This window comes from Paenibacillus sp. PK3_47, from assembly GCF_023520895.1.
GTDB lineage: Bacteria > Bacillota > Bacilli > Paenibacillales > Paenibacillaceae > Paenibacillus_AQ.
Genome location: NZ_CP026029.1, coordinates 5,928,410 through 5,944,355, shown reverse-complemented (window position 1 = coordinate 5,944,355; position 15,946 = coordinate 5,928,410). Strand labels below are relative to the sequence as shown.

At 48.3% G+C, this 15,946-nt stretch carries 20 protein-coding genes; 2 read left to right on the top strand and 18 right to left on the bottom strand.

Translation table 11 applies throughout. The features are described from left to right. The first annotated feature begins 2 nt into the window (after positions 1-2). Positions 3-1,049, top strand: a complete 1,047-nt coding sequence (locus C2I18_RS25965; protein WP_249902247.1) for an anthranilate phosphoribosyltransferase — start codon at positions 3-5, stop codon at positions 1,047-1,049. A 73-nt stretch (positions 1,050-1,122) separates the two neighbouring features. Here C2I18_RS25965 and C2I18_RS25960 read toward each other — a convergent pair whose 3' ends face one another. The 11 genes from C2I18_RS25960 to C2I18_RS25910 all read right to left on the bottom strand — a co-directional run bounded on the left by C2I18_RS25960 (position 1,123) and on the right by C2I18_RS25910 (position 9,011). Then, entirely contained in the window at positions 1,123-2,253 is a 1,131-nt protein-coding gene (locus C2I18_RS25960; RefSeq protein WP_249898597.1) for a copper amine oxidase N-terminal domain-containing protein, read from the bottom strand. 171 nt (positions 2,254-2,424) lie between these two features. Next, the gene (locus tag C2I18_RS25955) at positions 2,425-2,925 is read right to left on the bottom strand and encodes a DMT family transporter (protein ID WP_249898594.1); all 501 of its coding nucleotides are present in this window, start codon (positions 2,923-2,925) and stop codon (positions 2,425-2,427) included. A 49-nt stretch (positions 2,926-2,974) separates the two neighbouring features. Then, positions 2,975-3,400, bottom strand: coding sequence for a DMT family transporter (locus C2I18_RS25950; protein ID WP_249898593.1), 426 nt, complete (start codon positions 3,398-3,400; stop codon positions 2,975-2,977). Between the two features lie 203 nt (positions 3,401-3,603). Continuing rightward, positions 3,604-4,044 (bottom strand): phosphotransferase enzyme family protein, encoded by a 441-nt coding sequence (locus tag C2I18_RS25945; RefSeq protein ID WP_342760321.1) that lies wholly within the window; start codon positions 4,042-4,044, stop codon positions 3,604-3,606. Between the two features lie 548 nt (positions 4,045-4,592). After that, positions 4,593-5,363, bottom strand: coding sequence for an ABC transporter permease (locus C2I18_RS25940; protein ID WP_249898591.1), 771 nt, complete (start codon positions 5,361-5,363; stop codon positions 4,593-4,595). Next, positions 5,363-6,121: an ABC transporter ATP-binding protein gene (locus tag C2I18_RS25935; RefSeq protein WP_249898590.1), complete on the bottom strand. Its 759-nt coding sequence runs from the start codon at positions 6,119-6,121 to the stop codon at positions 5,363-5,365. Before C2I18_RS25935 ends, C2I18_RS25940 begins: the two co-directional genes overlap by 1 nt. A gap of 14 nt (positions 6,122-6,135) precedes the next feature. Further along, positions 6,136-6,486 (bottom strand): DUF1048 domain-containing protein, encoded by a 351-nt coding sequence (locus C2I18_RS25930; RefSeq protein ID WP_249898589.1) that lies wholly within the window; start codon positions 6,484-6,486, stop codon positions 6,136-6,138. A gap of 12 nt (positions 6,487-6,498) precedes the next feature. Next, positions 6,499-6,846, bottom strand: a complete 348-nt coding sequence (locus tag C2I18_RS25925) for a DUF1048 domain-containing protein (RefSeq protein WP_249898588.1) — start codon at positions 6,844-6,846, stop codon at positions 6,499-6,501. Beyond that, positions 6,843-7,172 carry a PadR family transcriptional regulator gene (locus tag C2I18_RS25920; protein WP_275100996.1) on the bottom strand — a complete coding sequence of 110 codons (330 nt, stop codon included), beginning with the start codon at positions 7,170-7,172 and terminating at the stop codon, positions 6,843-6,845. The genes C2I18_RS25925 and C2I18_RS25920 overlap by 4 nt, the downstream gene beginning before the upstream one ends. A 759-nt stretch (positions 7,173-7,931) precedes the next feature. Continuing rightward, positions 7,932-8,333 (bottom strand): NUDIX hydrolase, encoded by a 402-nt coding sequence (locus tag C2I18_RS25915; RefSeq protein ID WP_249898587.1) that lies wholly within the window; start codon positions 8,331-8,333, stop codon positions 7,932-7,934. A 96-nt stretch (positions 8,334-8,429) separates the two neighbouring features. Further along, the gene (locus tag C2I18_RS25910; protein ID WP_249898586.1) at positions 8,430-9,011 is read right to left on the bottom strand and encodes a TetR/AcrR family transcriptional regulator; all 582 of its coding nucleotides are present in this window, start codon (positions 9,009-9,011) and stop codon (positions 8,430-8,432) included. A 249-nt stretch (positions 9,012-9,260) separates the two neighbouring features. Here C2I18_RS25910 and C2I18_RS25905 point away from each other — a divergent pair, with 249 nt between their 5' ends. Next, positions 9,261-10,424: an MFS transporter gene (locus C2I18_RS25905; RefSeq protein WP_481857842.1), complete on the top strand. Its 1,164-nt coding sequence runs from the start codon at positions 9,261-9,263 to the stop codon at positions 10,422-10,424. Between the two features lie 82 nt (positions 10,425-10,506). Here C2I18_RS25905 and C2I18_RS25900 read toward each other — a convergent pair whose 3' ends face one another. From C2I18_RS25900 to C2I18_RS25870, 7 genes are all read right to left on the bottom strand, one after another. Beyond that, positions 10,507-11,490 (bottom strand): aldo/keto reductase, encoded by a 984-nt coding sequence (locus C2I18_RS25900; protein ID WP_249898584.1) that lies wholly within the window; start codon positions 11,488-11,490, stop codon positions 10,507-10,509. 124 nt (positions 11,491-11,614) lie between these two features. Further along, positions 11,615-12,796 carry an alanyl-tRNA editing protein gene (locus C2I18_RS25895; protein WP_249898583.1) on the bottom strand — a complete coding sequence of 394 codons (1,182 nt, stop codon included), beginning with the start codon at positions 12,794-12,796 and terminating at the stop codon, positions 11,615-11,617. Next, a complete protein-coding gene (locus C2I18_RS25890) occupies positions 12,793-13,239 on the bottom strand; it encodes a GNAT family N-acetyltransferase (RefSeq protein WP_249898582.1) in 447 nt (148 codons plus the stop codon). The genes C2I18_RS25895 and C2I18_RS25890 overlap by 4 nt, the downstream gene beginning before the upstream one ends. A gap of 21 nt (positions 13,240-13,260) precedes the next feature. Further along, positions 13,261-14,028, bottom strand: coding sequence for a TSUP family transporter (locus tag C2I18_RS25885; protein WP_249898581.1), 768 nt, complete (start codon positions 14,026-14,028; stop codon positions 13,261-13,263). Positions 14,029-14,120: 92 nt separating this feature from the next. Continuing rightward, positions 14,121-14,555: an NUDIX hydrolase gene (locus C2I18_RS25880; RefSeq protein ID WP_249898580.1), complete on the bottom strand. Its 435-nt coding sequence runs from the start codon at positions 14,553-14,555 to the stop codon at positions 14,121-14,123. A gap of 177 nt (positions 14,556-14,732) precedes the next feature. Further along, on the bottom strand, positions 14,733-14,912 hold the full coding sequence (locus C2I18_RS25875; protein ID WP_249898579.1) for a hypothetical protein: 180 nt from the start codon (positions 14,910-14,912) through the stop codon (positions 14,733-14,735). A 125-nt stretch (positions 14,913-15,037) separates the two neighbouring features. Further along, positions 15,038-15,748, bottom strand: coding sequence for a YebC/PmpR family DNA-binding transcriptional regulator (locus C2I18_RS25870; RefSeq protein WP_249902245.1), 711 nt, complete (start codon positions 15,746-15,748; stop codon positions 15,038-15,040). Positions 15,749-15,946: the final 198 nt, after the last annotated feature.

Below are 15,946 nucleotides of genomic sequence, written 5' to 3'. Positions count from 1 at the left end.
GAATTCATATGATTAATATTCTAAAAGAAGTCGCCAGAGGCAAACGCGGCGCGAGAGATTTAAGCTACGAGGAAGCGGCGCATGCAGCCGAAGCTATACTGGGCCGGACGGCCTCACCGGTACAAATCGGCGCTTTTCTGATTGCCGAGCGGATCAAGCTGGAGAGCCTCGAAGAGCTTGAAGCCTTTGTGGCTGTCACCCGGAAGTATGCCCGCCGGGAGCCGGTTCAGCAAGGGCTGGATTGTGCCGGGCCGTATGACGGGCGGAAGAACTCTTTTGTCGCCACGTTCCCTACCTCTTTTCTGCTGTCCGCTGCCGGATTGCCGGTTACCCTGCATGGTTCAGCTTCCCTGCCGCCAAAATGGGGCATTACCCTGCAGGATATCATAGGGCAGTCAGGTATTGATATTTCTCAGCAGAGCCGTACAGAAGCCATTGAGGCTGCCGGAAGAAGCGGAGTATTGTTCGCCAATTCCGAACTATGGTGCCCGCCGCTTGGTAATATCCGCACACTCCGCGAGGACATCGGGATGCGGACGATTTTTAATACGGTAGAGAAGCTGATGGACTTTTCCTGCTCTCCTTATATCGTATTCGGCATTTTCCACAACACGGTATTTGACCGTATATCCCGCCTGATTATCAAGCTCGGGTATCAAAAAGGGCTGATCGTGCAGGGTGCCGAAGGCTCCGAGGATCTCTTCATCGACAGGCCCAACCGGGTATACCGGATCCGAAACGGTGAAGCCCATATGGACATTATTGACCCGGATGCGCTAGGGCTCGAAACCATGGTTCCCAAGATGGACTGGACAGCGCGGCTGCAGCTTCAGACTGCCGAAGAGGTACTCCAGGGCGGCGGCCATATGGCCTTTTATAATCAGACACTGCTGAACGGCGCCGCACGCCTCCATCTTGCTGGCAAGGTTAATTCAATCGAAGAAGGCGTGTATACCTGCAAGCATCTGCTGGACAATGGCGAAGCGTGGGAAGTCTATACGAAATGGCGCAGCACTCTGCTGGGCAAGGCTTCTGTGGGGCCGGTGTAATTGTATACTTTAACTGTAATTCAAAAAAAGGATGGCCAGCGGCCATCCTTTTGTCTGCCTTTAACCATACATCTTAATCCGCCAAGTTGTACGTTACCGTCTTTTCTTTTCCATCAGGGATAGGAGAATAAGTAAAAGTCAGTACACCGCCGTCCCGCTTCTTCAGTGTAAGCATTTTGCCCGCGATATAAGGATCTGATCCATCCGCCCGCTCCCACTCTTTAAGATCTCCGCTGCTGATCAATGATCCAGTAAGATCTGTACTGACTCCGGTAACAGGATCAATGGCATACAAGCGGGTATTTTGCAGCAAACGTACCAGAATGATATCTTCAGCGGCATATTCTGTTACAAAATCTCCTGACGCTCCCGTAAGACTTTCCAGTTCAAGCGCCTTGCCGAGATTACCCTCCGGATTGATCAGCTGAATATTCTTGCCGTCTGTCATATAAGGCCGGGTGGATGGCGGGATTGGAGCTTTGGCATAGGAAGGCGTCATGTAATGATACTCCATTTGCTTCAGGATGTTGCCGTTCTGAATTAGTGCCTGGTATCCGTTGCTAAAGTCATTGAACATGGCGTAGTGGTTATCGGTAAGCAGCAGCAAATCGCTTTTGCCAAGAGTCCGGACAATCAGTCTGTGGGTGTATGTTAAATCTGCAAAGGGAAGTTCACCGATAAGCACAGGCTTGCCGCCTGAAGTTGCGCTATAAACATTACCGTTAGCTTGCGACACCCAATAGGTTCTGCCTTTAGAAGCAGCTACTGAGTAACGCAGTTCGTCTACAATGTTCAGACTCGCGCTGTAGCTATCGTAAACAGTTTTACCGCCCATAGCTTTTACGGCAGATACCAGCGGCACATAAGTTTTACCTTTAATAATTCGTGGCGGATGGGCCAATGTGACCGGCGTGCCATTTACTGCTGATTTCACCGTTCCGGTTGTCAGCGTGACCTCGCTGTCCGGACGGACGAGCTTGGCGGTTTTGGTGCTCTGATTCCATGTTAGTGCGTAACCCATATCCTGTGCCAACTGCTGCAGCGGAACAAACATGGTGCCGTCCGATATGATTTTGCGGTTAGAGACCGATGATTCTTTGTAATTCAACTGGATGCTATACTCAGCAGCAGCTGATACGGTATCCGGACTTAAAGCGATGGCTGCGGCCAGGATACCAAAGGTTAAACCTTTCCATTTACTCATAATACGCCTCCGTATACGTTGACTGTTTGTTAATTTCACGTATAATTAGACGCTACCATTTGGAAAAAGTTACAAGCCGTGCTGCCTCCAGCTATCCAAAAAAGCTTGCAGCCGGTATTTCCGGTTTGCACGCTTTAACTGTTTTTATCTCTACATTGTCAAAATATGAACTTAATCCACACGCACCGCCTGCTGGCTATGCGGCTTACCGGGAGAGCCCGACTCTTCCGGCTCTTTCCCCCCGCCCAGCTTAAAGACCAGAATTCCGCCGACAATGACGATGACACCAATCAGCTGGTTCATGGTAAACGGAACTTTGGTCAGTCCCAGCCAGCCCAGGGAATCCCACAACAGCGCAAATCCGAGCTGTGCAGTCAGAACGATTGAAATCGCATAAGTAGGTCCCAGGATCCGGGTTGCCTGCACGAGACAGATGACGACACCGACACCAATCATCCCGCTGATCCAGTACCAGGGCTGCATGTGCTGCAGCGTGAACATATTTTTACCTTCCAGAATAAGTCCCATCAGCAGAGAGCCCCCGAAGCCCATTGCCAGCACCAGAGTAGTTGTAGTCCATGAACCCGTATGTTCGTTTACCTTGGTGTTAAAAATATTCTGCAAAGCCACAAGCGAACCGGCAAACAGCGCCAGTACAAGTCCGATCATCATTATGTTGTACTCCCTTTTATGTTCAGATTTAAGATGCTTTTACTGCAAGTTATAACTTCAGGATCACAACGCCTACAATCATCATTCCGATTCCGATGAACTGCGGCAGACGCATTTTTTTCTTGGCCACACCAAACCATCCGTTGATATCAATAATAAAAGTCAGACACAGCTGTGCGATCAAAAGCGCGGAAATGGTGAAGGTAACACCGATTTTCTGGATGGACGTTACTTCGCTGAAAATAATAAAAGCGGCCAGAGCACCGCCGAATAAATACAGCGGCTTTACTTTCCTTAAACCTTGCTTTTTGCCATCCCGGACGAACAGCAGAATCAGCAAAGACATGAGAAATCCGGTCAACTGTGTAATTGTAGCCGCCTGCCATGTGCCGATATCCTGGCTGATTCTGGCATTCGCCACTCCTTGTAGTGTGATACATGCCCCCGCCAATAATGCGAAAATAATCCCTTTCATTGCTTCTCTCTCCTCTGTATGTTCTCTGCTCTCTAATTAAATGATATCTTGCTTCATCCGTGAAGGACATATGTCCTAAATTACAAATTGTATCTTTATAATGAAAAACAGCAGCAGACAAGGACGGAACATAATCCTTTACTGCCGCTGTTTTATGAAATCATCTTTTCGCTTCATTTCCTGATTAATATGCCCCTGTTGATCTAGCTGCATTCCCTTTGACACTGCTCCCTCCACTTCAATAACCATTCAAGCTGGTGATCTATAAATTTTTCATCTACACAATCAAGTCCATGGATTTCGATAATAGTTGCCTGGAGCTGATAGTGCATGATTGCAACGAAATCATAAAATGCAGACATTTCATTTTCCGAGAGTGAGTGATAGTCCGAATAACCTGTTAAAAATCTTTCGTAAATTCCCTTCGTTTCTTTGTAGCCATCGTCATTATAGCTGAAATAATCAGTACAATTACATACCATCATGATGTCAAAGATTGCAAATGCGCTGCATGAGGTATCAAAATCCAAAAGAACCATCTCCCCATCCGGCGTTTGGAGAATATTTCCGCGGTTCAGATCGCCGTGGCAGTACCTGTACGGGAGATTTTTGACATTGTCCCATAGAGCGTTTCCATACTCCATATAGGCTTTGATTTTTTCCTCCGGGTACATTTTTCTGTTTAGTATCTGTATATATCTGTCAATAAAATAGGATTTACTCCGGGACACCAGATTACCGCTATATTTTTGCATAATACTGTGAAATTCCCTATAAAACGGCCGATCCCTTCTGCATCTTTATAAATATCCGGTTCCAGGCCCTCAATATACTCATATAAAATATACAGGTGTGTCCCGTTATCATGCTGTCTGCTAAAATAAGGCGTTCCCGGTTTGGTAAGAATGATTTGAGGTACCGCAAAATGATTGTGATACAAATACAAATGAATATCTATCGATTGCCTGGCTGTGTCTAAAAACTCCGGCCGGACCATTTTGAGAAAATAACGCCGGCTGTTTGTATAAACAATATACGATAAGCTGCCGCCGTCCCGGTTAAAAGTTAACTTATCAAATACAAGGGAATAATTATTATTCAATTCATTAAGCAATCGCTTATCCATCACCATGTATCATGACCGCCCCTTAAACTGCATGATCTGCCGCTATCCCATTATATTGCATTACTATTAACCGGCATTCCGTTTATAAGCACGGACCGCAAAGATATAAGCTATGAACAGGATCCCGGTACACCACGCCAGAGCGGCCCATATGTCATTGCCCGCCGGCTGTTCGGACAGGAGCGCGCGGATCGCTTCCACAATGGGGGTTACGGGCTGATTCTCGGCGAAGACACGGACAACTGCGGGCATGGATTCAGTCGGCACAAACGCCGAGCTGATGAATGGAAGGAAGATTAGCGGGTAAGAAAAGGCGCTTGCCCCTTCCATCGTTGCAGCTGACAATCCGGCAATGGCTGCCACCCAAGTCAATGCCAGCGTAAACAGCAAAAGTATACCGGCTACGGCAAGCCAGGATAATATCCCTGCCGGCGATCGGAAGCCCATAATAAGCGCTGTAAGAATGATAACGGCAATAGAAATAAAGTTGGATACCACCGAGGTCAGCACATGCCCCCAAAGTACGGTGGAACGTGCAATCGGCATGGAGTGGAACCGCTCAAGGATCCCCCGCTGTTTATCCATAAACAGCCGGTAGGCCACATAAGCAACCCCGCTGGCAATAGCCATAAGCAGGATACCGGGCAGCAGGTAGTTCACATAGTTATCGGTACCTGTGTCAATGGCTCCGCCAAACACATAAACGAACAGCAGCATCATTGCAACCGGGGTGATACAGACCGTAAGGATGGTGTCCATACTGCGAAAAATATGGCGCATGGAACGGCCAAGCATAACACTCATATCGCTAAAAAAATGTTTTTTTGCCGTCTCCATTAGATGGCCTCCTTCTTAGCGGTAATTGCGAGAAAAATCTCCTCTAATGTCGGCTGTTTCTCCACATACTCCACCTTCGCTGCAGGAAACAGCTTTTTGAGCTCTGCAAGTGTACCCTCTGCGATAATTCTGCCTTCATGCAGAATGGATATCCGGTCGGCAAGCTGCTCGGCCTCCTCTAAATACTGTGTGGTCAGGAATACCGTGGTACCGCCTTCGGCAAGTTCTCTTACAATCTTCCAAACTTCAATCCGGGCCTCAGGGTCAAGTCCGGTGGTCGGCTCATCGAGGAAAATGATCTGCGGTTTGCCGATAAGGCTTAAGGCAATGTCGAGCCTGCGGCGCATACCACCCGAATAAGCAGATGGCCTGCGGTCTGCAGCTTCCGTTAAGCCAAAACGTTTCAGCAATTCGTCCGCAGCCTGACGCGGCTGTTCCAGATGCCGCAGCCTGGCAATCATGATCAGATTTTCCCGCCCGGTCAGAATCTCATCCACGGCAGCAAACTGTCCCGTGAGACTGATCGCTTGCCGCACCTCCCCCGGGTTTGTCGTGACGTTAAATCCGTTAACGGCGGCAGTACCCCCGTCATGCTTGAGCAATGTAGTGAGAATTCTGACTACCGTTGTCTTGCCCGCGCCGTTTGCGCCCAGCAGAGCGAAAATTTCACCTTTCTTCACTTCAAAATCAACACCCTTTAGAACCTCCGTGCGCTTAAAAGACTTTTTCAAGCCTTTCACTTCAATGGCTTTTTCCATCCGTCATCCCCCTCTTACCTTGTTTTATCCGTATCCTTTTTCACAGCCTGATGAACTTCCCGGGCAACTGATTCCTGATAGATGTCAGCATAGGTTTTGGAATCTTTAATCAGATCGTCACAGAAAGCCGCCACGTCGCTGCCCGTCACTTCAAGCACGCCTTCCCCCCGGGAAGCCCCCTCTTCAAAAAGGTCGATAATTCCTGAGAGCAGCCCGGTCCCTTCCGTAAGTTCTACAGGTCCCACCTTAAAGAGGTATTTCTGAATCTCTTTATAGACAATCTGATAATCCTGAGGAAGTGCTTTCACACGCGCTACATGCGCCCGCCACTCTTTTTTACCTTCGATGATATCCCGTATTTTCATTAGTGCCTCCCCCTATTTGCCCAATTTTCTGGCGATATTATTGTTGAGCTGCTCGCGCCATTTGTCACGGATGGACTTGGCTCCTTCTTCACCGGCCAGTGCTGCACAGAAGCCTTTGATATCGTCCCCCAGTGCCTCTTCGACACGCTGGCCTTCAGCCGCTGTTTCTTCCAGCAGGCCTAGCACACCGTCGAGAATGGGCATAAGATTCCGGCCGGTGAAATCAGCATGCGCCCAAAAATTGGTATTGATCTTTTCCCATGCCGCCTGATAATCAGCCGGAAGTTTTTTGACCCGCAATTCAAATTTCTTAAATTCTTTAGTCATGTCGTTCCCGGTAATCTTTTCCCAAAAGTTCATTCTTTTCGCTCCTTCAGCTCATAAAGTTTCGAAGATACAAACGCCCATTTCTCCCAGAACATTCTCAGTTCTTCACGCCCTGCGTCATTAATCGAGAAAAACTTTCTGGGCGGTCCCAATTCGGAGGGCTTTTTAGTGGTCTCCACCAGCTTGTTTTTTTCAAGCCGGATCAGGATCGTATACACCGTTCCCTCTACAACATCTGTGAAGCCGAGCGCGTTCAGCTGCCGCGTGATTTCATAGCCGTAAGTATCTTTGCGGCTAATAATTTCCAGGACACAGCCCTCAAGCACGCCTTTTAACATTTCCGTCAGGTTATCCAGCATAATCACCCTTTACTATTCTGTATGACTGGTATGCAGTATTACTTACTACCACTACAAAGTAACACGTAGTAGCCAGATTGTCAACGGCGTTTCCTCCTTTTGGGTATTTCTTTTTTAACGGTCCTGTCCCTTTTTGAAGGAGTAACAATCAAGGCACCATTTTGCTTTTTGCAACGGAAAGAGCTTATTGTAGCGAACCGCTCAGAGAGTAGCGTGACCAATGTATGCGAAAAACCGAGTACATTCGGCCGATGCGAAGGGGAACGAGCTCATTGTATGCGAAAAACCGAGTATATTCGGCCGATGCGAGGGGGAACGAGCTTATTGTATGCGAAAAACCGAGTACATTTGGCCGATGCGAAGGGGAACGAGCTCATTGTATGCGAAAAATCGAGTACATTTGGCCGATGCGAAGGAGAACGAGCTCATTGTATGCGAAAATACGAGTACATTCGGCCGATGTGAAGGGGAGCGAGCTCATTGTATGCGAAAAAACGAGTACATTCGGCCGATGTGAGGGAATTACTATACTTACAGTAATTTTTTTGCCCCTCCCTCTGTCAGTTGCCCGCTCCCTTCTATCGGAATGATCTTAGAGCAAGCCTCATTCCCTACCGCTTACCGAGTATTTTTTTTATCCGAGCACGTACTCAAACAAGTAAAAAATCAAAAAAAGCAGCTGCCGCGGCGGCAACTGCTCCTGGATCGCTGAATTAGCGCTTCGAGCTCCATTAATACTACATAGCTATTATCTTATGTTTAAGCAATCAGCTTCTTCTCACGCAAGTGGTCAAAAATAATCCGGCTGACGGCCGATACCCGCTCCCGGTCCTCATAGGTAAGCCAGGCAAGCTCCTCAATTTCCGAGGCCGGGCTCAACTCACCTGTGTAATCCGCAAACAGACAAGTCATTTTCACACGGACGCCCTCCGCTTTGCCGTGAGCTTCCGCTTCAAACGTGCCAAATTCCGTAATGGTCTCCGGATTGATCTGAACAGATAGCTCCTCCTGGATCTCCCGGATCAAAGTCTCCGCATCCGTTTCTCCGCTCTCCCTTTTGCCTCCGGGAAAATAATAAGTGTCCTTCCCTTTAGACCGTGCTCCCAGCACTTTTCCGTCTACGATGTGAATCCAGGCAATTTTATCGATGGCTGCTGTCATGTTGCTTCCTCCTTACCAAAGCTGAATCTCTACTTCTTTTATTAAAAAACATCTTAGCTTATCCAAAAAGGACATATGTCCTTCATAAAATTGAAGTTACTTAAGAAGGGTAAGCGCAGTTTTGATCGTATTATCAACGAAAGAGCGCTTTGGACGGGACTTGAGCAGCACGGTTAATCCAATTAACGACACGACCAGCGACTGGGATACAGCTTTGATGTCCATTCCACTCTCCAGCTCGCCTGATTGAATCCCCCGTTCGATGGTTTCCTGAAATATTACAGATAAATACATTTGATGTTCTCTTGTGAGAATTTCAAATTTCTCATCATGAGGTGCAAGTTCAACCATCGTATTAATGCAAAAACACCCTTTTCTAGGGAGTGCTGCGTACTCATCCTCAACCACAGCTTCAAAGAAAGCGCGAAACGCTTCTTTTACAGATGGTCCGCTTTGCAGTCTGGTCCGGATCTCGGAAGCATGGGCTGTTGTATACTTGCGCAGTGCGGCTTCGAATAACTCCCTTTTCCCTCCAAAACCTGAGTATATACTGGGTCGTTGAATCTGCATCCGGGAAGTTAAATCACTTAATGAAGTAGCTTCATACCCTTTCTCCCAGAAAAGCTGCATAGCTGCATCTAATACTTGATCCTCGTTATATGCCCGGTTACGTCCCATAATCAATACCTCTCTGTGTAAGACTTAGCTTTCTTTCATTCATTACATACCGATTAGTACGTTAATATTTTAAGTTTATCCGAAAAAAATGTCAAACGAATAAATATTCCTTGACACTTATCTAAGAATGACATTATATTGTTGAGGTAATTTCATACTGATCGGTATGTTAACTCCTTAATAAAAAATATCAGAAATGGGTGATGTCATATGGGAGAGGTTCTCTCTATAACAGCTAAAGGTTCACGTATGTCTCGTGCTGTAATACTATTATTTGCAGTTGCCTGCGGATTATCTGTTGCCAACATCTATTTCGCCCAACCAATTCTCGATGAGTTATCCAGCGAGTTCAATATTGGACATTCAACCATTGGTATCGTTATTACGATCAGCCAGTCTCTTTATGCTGCAGGACTGTTGCTGCTGGTCCCGCTTGGTGATCTATTGAATCAACGCCAGCTCATTATCGGTCAAATGACCTTATCAACGGTTGCACTGGTCATCGTAGGTACAGCTTCCTCTGCGGCAGCACTTTTTGCAGGTCTGGCTTTAGTCGGACTGCTTGCCGTAGTGACGCAGACCATTGTAGCCTTCGCTGCGGACATGGCTGACCCTGTGCAGAGGGGACGAGTCGTCGGCATGGTAACCAGCGGCATTGTAACCGGCATCCTTCTTGCGAGGACAGTTTCAGGATTATTAACAGATCTTGCGGGTTGGCGTTCCATCTATTTGTTCTCTGCAGCCCTGATGCTGATTATGAACATTTCGCTATTTAAAATGCTGCCTGGCACCAGCCGTGCGCCACAATCACTGACCTATCTCCAACTGCTTAAGTCGGTGTTCAGCTTGTATGCGCAAGAACGGATCTTACGTGTCCGCGCTGTTTTGGCTCTGCTGATTTTTGCGGATTTCAGCATTTTATGGACATCGTTGGTGCTTCCGCTTAGTGCTCCGCCTATATCCCTCTCGCATACAGCTATCGGGGCCTTTGGACTCGCGGGAGCCGCCGGAGCGTTAGGCGCTGCACATGCGGGGAAGCTTGCTGACCGGGGGTCCGGGCAGAAGATGACGGGACTGGCTTTAAGCATTTTAATCATCTCGTGGCTGCTGATCAGCTATGCAGAACGCTCGCTTTTTGTACTAGTTATTGGAATTATTCTTCTGGACTTCGCGGTTCAGGCGGTACATGTTACCAATCAGAGCATGATCCTGATTTTACGGCCGGAGGCGCGCAGCAGGCTCACTGCCGCTTATATGGTTTTCTACTCCCTCGGCAGTGCTGCCGGTTCAATCACTTCAACCCAAATCTATGCTCATCATGGCTGGGCCGGGGTAAGCTTACTTGGTGCTTCTGTCAGTGTTCTGGCTCTACTGTTCTGGGCATTGACCCGCCGTGCTGCAGCTTCGGCCTGAAGGTGGACAGAAAAAACAAGGAATTCTCCTGCAGGAGAATTCCTTGTTGATACAAACTATAGATTTAAGCATCTGAAGAGAATTAAATTCCCCCGCGGATATGCGGAGCAACCTCGTCCTGATAAAAGGACGCCAGCCGTTCCATTTCCGCCGGTGTAAATGAAGGGATCTCGATTGTCTTCAGGTTATCGCTGACCTGGGTTTTGTTCTTGAACCCGGGAATGACGCAGCTTACTGCAGGATGGTCGAGAATCCAGCGCATGGAGGCTCTGGCCATGTTATCTCGGCCTTCACTGATCCATTCCAGACTGCGGGCCAGCTCCACGCCTTTAGCGAATGGCAGCCCGGCAAAAGTCTCGCCGACATTGAACTGCTCGCCGTTGGCATTGAAATTGCGGTGATCGTTCGCCTGGAAGGTGCTGTTTTCATTAAATTTACCTGTCAGCAGCCCGCTGGCCAGCGGCAGGCGAACCAGGATTCCCACTCCTTGCTCTGCTGCACGCGGGAACAGCTCCAGCGCAGGCTGCTGGCGGAACAGATTAAAGATTACTTGGAGAGCTTCAACCCCGGGATAATTCAGGCACAGCAGGCCTTCTTCGATCGTCTCGACGCTTACGCCGTAATGGCGGATTTTGCCCTCGGATTTCAGCTTGTCCAGCACCGCAAATACGCTGCCGTCGCGCAGAATGTCGATCGGCGGGCAGTGGATCTGATACAGGTCAATTGCTTCTCTCTGCAGACGGCGCAGGCTTTGTTCGGCATATTCACTCACCCGGCGCGCCGAATAATTGTCTGGATCATGGATGTCGCCCGCACGGCAGAACTTGGTGGCTATATGTACCTCATCCTCTTTGCCCTTTGTCGCTTTGGCCAGCAGTTCTTCGGCATGTCCACCACCGTAAACGTCTGCTGTATCGAAAAAGTTGACGCCTTGCTCCATTGCCAGCTCCAGGCCCTTCAGGCCATCCTCATCAGAACTGTTTCCCCAGTCGCCGCCAATTGCCCAGGTACCAAAGCTGACTTCACTGACAGATAACCCTGTATTTCCAAGTTTGCGGTAGTTCATATGGTGGTCCCTCCCAAGGTCATGTGTGCAAATCACAGAATACGCTTACAGCCTCTATTCATTATAAACATTTCCCGCATAAATGAACATGGAACAAGGGATCACACTTATGGAGAAATGATGTTTAGTAAGTTAAAAGTTGGCTTTTGGCGAATTCATAAAAATCCAATGCCTGCTCCCGTAACGCAAATCCCGCCTGGGCCAGCTTGTCGCTGCCGCCGCCTTTTCCCTGATACTCCGTTAAGTTTGCCTTAAAGAAGGCACCGCAGGAGAATCCGGTACTGCCGCTCCGGGCCAGGACAATTTTGTTCTCGGCTGCCGACAGCAGCAGGACAGGCAGTTCGCTGAGTGCAGTCAGTTTGCCGGCAAGATTCTGCAAATCCTTAAGCGTTTTGTCCTCATAGATATGGGCGATTACAGGGCTGTCCGGTTCCCGGGATGATAAAAGCTCATGGGCAGCATATTGATCATTCTGCTCCTTGAGAGCGGTCAGTTCAGCCTGCACCAGCTTCTGCTCCTGCTCCCATTTCTCAATCCGGTCCATAATCTCTTCTTTGCCCGTATTATACTTGGCAGACAGCGCCCCCAAAATCTTCATACCGTCATTAAATTCCTGTAAAGCCCGGTATCCGCATTTGAAGGTAACCCGGATGTTGCCTTTTTGTTTCTCAGCCCGCAGCAGCTTAATCATCCCGATGGCCCCTGTAGAAGAGACATGTGTGCCGCCGCAGGCGTTATGCTCCACACCTTCAATTTCCACAATCCGGATGTTCTCGGTCACTTTTGGCTGCTTCACCAGTGTAAGCTTGGCCAGTTCCTCTTCATCTACAAAATAACTGGTGATGCTCCGGTTCATGTAAATCTGGCGGTTAACCTCCTGTTCAATCTCTGCCATTTGAGCCTGGGGCAGCTCCGGCAGGTCAATGTCGACCGTCGCATAATCGCTGCCCAGATGAAAGCTCAAGGTCACCGCCTGAAGCTGCTTAAGGAACACCGCTGATAACAGATGCTGGCCGCTGTGCTGCTGCATATGATCGAACCTTCGATCCCAGTCGATGACACAGCTGACCGAAGTGCTTTCAGGCATCCGCTCCACTTTGTGCAGCACTGTATCCTCCTCAAGGATGACATCGAGTACAGCAATACCGTTAATATAACCAGTGTCACAGGGTTGTCCGCCGCCATGCGGATAAAAAGCGGTGTCCGCAAGGACCAGATATAATCCGTCTTCCTTTTGGGCAGTGCCGCTAATCACGGTCTCCCATTCCTGTATAAATGCTGATTCATAATACAATTTGTTAGTCATGATTCATTCCTTTCCTCTCCTGCTCTCTCTATCCTGCTGCCAAAGAAGCGTTCCATAACAATGTATTCCTTGCCGCCTTTGGTGAAAGTCCTGTCTGTTACTATGAGCCCGAATTTTTGATAAAAAGCAGCCTTATGGCTGCGCGCATTACAGATTACTCTATGTACACCTGAACGCTCAGCTTCGCCCAGCATGTAATTCAGCAAAAGTGTGCCATAACCCTTCCCCTGCTCAGCTGCGGCTGTAGCAAATTTACGGAACTGGGCCTCCCGGCCGTCTATAAACAGTGAAACTACAGACACCAGCCAGTCTTCTTCATATAGCCCATAATGTATTGCCTTGTCGTCATCTTTAAGTTTCACATAATCCAGTTCACGATCCGGCCACATCACTTCATGACGTAACTGCCAGACCTCTTCCTTGGGTGCTAACCGGATATCCATGTCATCCTCCCCGCCCTTTTGTTATGAATGCATCGTATCCCAGATTTGCTTGCCGATCAAGATTACCGTCACTGTAATGAACAGCGGGCGGATGTAGCTGGCCCCTTTGCGGATCGCGATTCTGGAGCCGACAACAGCACCGATAATCATCGGAATGCCCATAATCAGACCGTAGGAATAACTGACGGACCCCAAAGCAATAAATGTAATCAGACTGGAGATGTTACTGGCAAAATTAAGCACCTTGGCATTACCTGCAGCAGTAACGAACTCAAAGCCCATCATCAGAAAGGCAAAAATAAGAAATGATCCTGTCCCCGGACCAAAGAATCCGTCATAGAATCCGATCCCAAAAGCAACAGCAACACCGATCAGCCGGGTTTTGGCAGTGCTGCCTTTAAAGGTGGACACATCGCCCCAGGCTTTTTTGAACAACGTATATATGGTTATGACTACGAGCATTACAATCACCAGCGGCTTCAGAAACTCCGAAGGCACCTGGCGCACTGTAAGCGTCCCTGACACCGCACCTATAATAGAAAAAGGAATCAGCACCTTAACGAGTGAAAAATCAATTTTGCCTGACTTCATGAAGGAGGCCGTGCTGGTAAAAGAGCATAACGTTCCGGCCAGCTTGTTGCTTCCAAGCAGCAGATGAACCGGAATACCCGCTGCCAGCAGCGCCGGAATCCCGATCAGTCCCCCGCCTCCTACCACAGAGTCAATCAAACCGGCCAAAAAGCCGCAAATCACTAAAATTGCAATCATACCCGGACTTCCAAATTCCATGTCGTGCAAATCCTCCTGCTATGTATTTCAGAGTTTTTCAAACACACTCCAGCATACACAATTTTGGCGGTCTGCACCATACCATTATTCAGTTATTCATATCCAAATTCAGAGAACCATACGCCTTCCAGATAATTATCCAGCGCCTGCCTGATAAACGGAATCAGATTCACAGGCAGCTGACCCAGTGGAAACCAGCGCAGGTCATCACATTTGTCAGGCTCGCAATTGCGGACCTCCCCATTCCATTCATGGGCTGCAAAAAAGAAATCCACGCGTTCCCCGTATGAAGTGTTAATATGCATTACACTGATCATCTGCAAATCCTCCGGTGCTATGGAGATCCCGCATTCTTCTGCAGCCTCGCGGGCCGCGGCGGAATGGACTTTTTCTCCTCTCTCCAGGCGGCCTGCGGGCAGCCCGTAACGTCCATCTTCATGTCCGGTATTGCAGCGCCTCAACAGTAGAATCTGACCCTCTCTAATCATAAATATATGGGCAACACTAATTAGACTTAAGTCACTCATAGCAATTCCTCCTCCACCCCAGCTGTTGAAAGGGAACACATGTTCTTATGTATAAATTAAGTATAGCATAACCAGAACGATTATGGCACACAAAATATCCCAGATATCCAGTTCTGATACGGCAAAAAAGTGACAGATCCCTCTGCCACTTTTTTTCGTTTTGCCATTTGCCTGAACTTACTTATAGATGTTTTGTTCGTTTTTCTTGTAGGTTGTCTTGTCGTCGCTTAGCGCTTCCTTACGGACATCCAGCTTCTTCTGCTCCATCTGTTGAGCCTGCTGGCTGGTTACAGGGGTATGCGCCAGGTCTTCTACGGTGTTGATCAGGTTCTTATCCGGTTTGCTGTTATGCTCCATGCTGCTGCCTCCTTCGGGTTTGGAAATCACTTCATTTTATTGTGGCAGCAGCAGCTCCAGTTTATTCCCTGCAAAAAAAAGACGGACACCGCAGCTGTTCTGCTGTATGCCCGTCCTCGCTAAAACTATTCCACGTTGTGGTATACCTGCTGTACATCATCCAGCTCTTCCAAAGCATCAATCAGCTTCTCGAACTGCGCTTCGGCATCTTCCGGAAGGCTTACATAGTTCTGAGGCAGCATGGTAAGCTCGGCTACTGTGAAATCAGTAACGCCTGCACCGCGCAGCACTTCTTGAACGGCATGGAACTGGTCAGGCTCGGCATAGACAATCACCGCTTCTTCCTCTTCCAGAACATCGCGCACATCCAGATCGGCTTCAATCAGCAGCTCCATGACTTCGTCAGCAGACTTGCCTTCAAGGCCGATGACCGCTGTCTGGTCAAACATATACGTTACTGAACCGCTCACGCCCATGTTACCGCCGTTCTTACTGAATGCGGAACGCACCAGCGGAGCTGTACGGTTCACGTTATTGGTCAGCGCGTCGATGATAATCATCGATCCGCTTGGACCAAAGCCTTCGTAACGGAGTTCCACGTAATTTTCGTCACCGCTGCCTTTTGCTTTTTCGAGCGCACGGTCGATAATTGCCTTTGGTACATTATAAGTTTTGGCGCGTTCCAGAACGACCTTCAGTGCACGGTTCGATTCCGGATCCGGCTCGCCTTTTTTGGCTGCTACATAAATCTCTACCCCGAATTTGGCGTATACCTTACTAGTGTTAGCATCCTTGGATGCTTTCTTTTCCTTAATATTATTCCACTTACGACCCATATTGTTCCGCTCGCTTTCCAACATTTATTATAAACAGTCGCTTTCCATTATACCTCTTGTCCAACGATCCCGTAAAGGGCAGGAGAAGCCGGGGAGTGGGCATACGGCAGGTTTAGAGCTTAAAAAAAGTATTTTAAAACATCCAAGGTACTTTCTTTCCACCTGAAATTCGTTTGAAGCTTTATGTAAGTCACTGGT

Excerpts from the sequence above, each read along its gene's own strand:
- C2I18_RS25940 (WP_249898591.1), bottom strand. The coding sequence starts at position 5,363 with ATGGAGACGGCAAAAAAACATTTTTTTAGCGATATGAGTGTTATGCTT.
- C2I18_RS25910 (WP_249898586.1), bottom strand. The coding sequence starts at position 9,011 with ATGGGACGTAACCGGGCATATAACGAGGATCAAGTATTAGATGCAGCT.
- C2I18_RS25930 (WP_249898589.1), bottom strand. The coding sequence starts at position 6,486 with ATGAAAATACGGGATATCATCGAAGGTAAAAAAGAGTGGCGGGCGCAT.
- C2I18_RS25960 (WP_249898597.1), bottom strand. The coding sequence starts at position 2,253 with ATGAGTAAATGGAAAGGTTTAACCTTTGGTATCCTGGCCGCAGCCATC.
- C2I18_RS25875 (WP_249898579.1), bottom strand. The coding sequence starts at position 14,912 with ATGGAGCATAACAGCAAACCGGATAAGAACCTGATCAACACCGTAGAA.
- C2I18_RS25950 (WP_249898593.1), bottom strand. The coding sequence starts at position 3,400 with ATGAAAGGGATTATTTTCGCATTATTGGCGGGGGCATGTATCACACTA.
- C2I18_RS25915 (WP_249898587.1), bottom strand. The coding sequence starts at position 8,333 with ATGACAGCAGCCATCGATAAAATTGCCTGGATTCACATCGTAGACGGA.
- C2I18_RS25920 (WP_275100996.1), bottom strand. The coding sequence starts at position 7,172 with ATGCTGGATAACCTGACGGAAATGTTAAAAGGCGTGCTTGAGGGCTGT.
- C2I18_RS25895 (WP_249898583.1), bottom strand. The coding sequence starts at position 12,796 with ATGACTAACAAATTGTATTATGAATCAGCATTTATACAGGAATGGGAG.
- C2I18_RS25890 (WP_249898582.1), bottom strand. The coding sequence starts at position 13,239 with ATGGATATCCGGTTAGCACCCAAGGAAGAGGTCTGGCAGTTACGTCAT.
- C2I18_RS25870 (WP_249902245.1), bottom strand. The coding sequence starts at position 15,748 with ATGGGTCGTAAGTGGAATAATATTAAGGAAAAGAAAGCATCCAAGGAT.
- C2I18_RS25905 (WP_481857842.1), top strand. The coding sequence starts at position 9,261 with ATGTCTCGTGCTGTAATACTATTATTTGCAGTTGCCTGCGGATTATCT.
- C2I18_RS25880 (WP_249898580.1), bottom strand. The coding sequence starts at position 14,555 with ATGAGTGACTTAAGTCTAATTAGTGTTGCCCATATATTTATGATTAGA.
- C2I18_RS25925 (WP_249898588.1), bottom strand. The coding sequence starts at position 6,846 with ATGAACTTTTGGGAAAAGATTACCGGGAACGACATGACTAAAGAATTT.
- C2I18_RS25885 (WP_249898581.1), bottom strand. The coding sequence starts at position 14,028 with ATGGAATTTGGAAGTCCGGGTATGATTGCAATTTTAGTGATTTGCGGC.
- C2I18_RS25900 (WP_249898584.1), bottom strand. The coding sequence starts at position 11,490 with ATGAACTACCGCAAACTTGGAAATACAGGGTTATCTGTCAGTGAAGTC.
- C2I18_RS25935 (WP_249898590.1), bottom strand. The coding sequence starts at position 6,121 with ATGGAAAAAGCCATTGAAGTGAAAGGCTTGAAAAAGTCTTTTAAGCGC.
- C2I18_RS25945 (WP_342760321.1), bottom strand. The coding sequence starts at position 4,044 with ATGGAGTATGGAAACGCTCTATGGGACAATGTCAAAAATCTCCCGTAC.
- C2I18_RS25955 (WP_249898594.1), bottom strand. The coding sequence starts at position 2,925 with ATGATGATCGGACTTGTACTGGCGCTGTTTGCCGGTTCGCTTGTGGCT.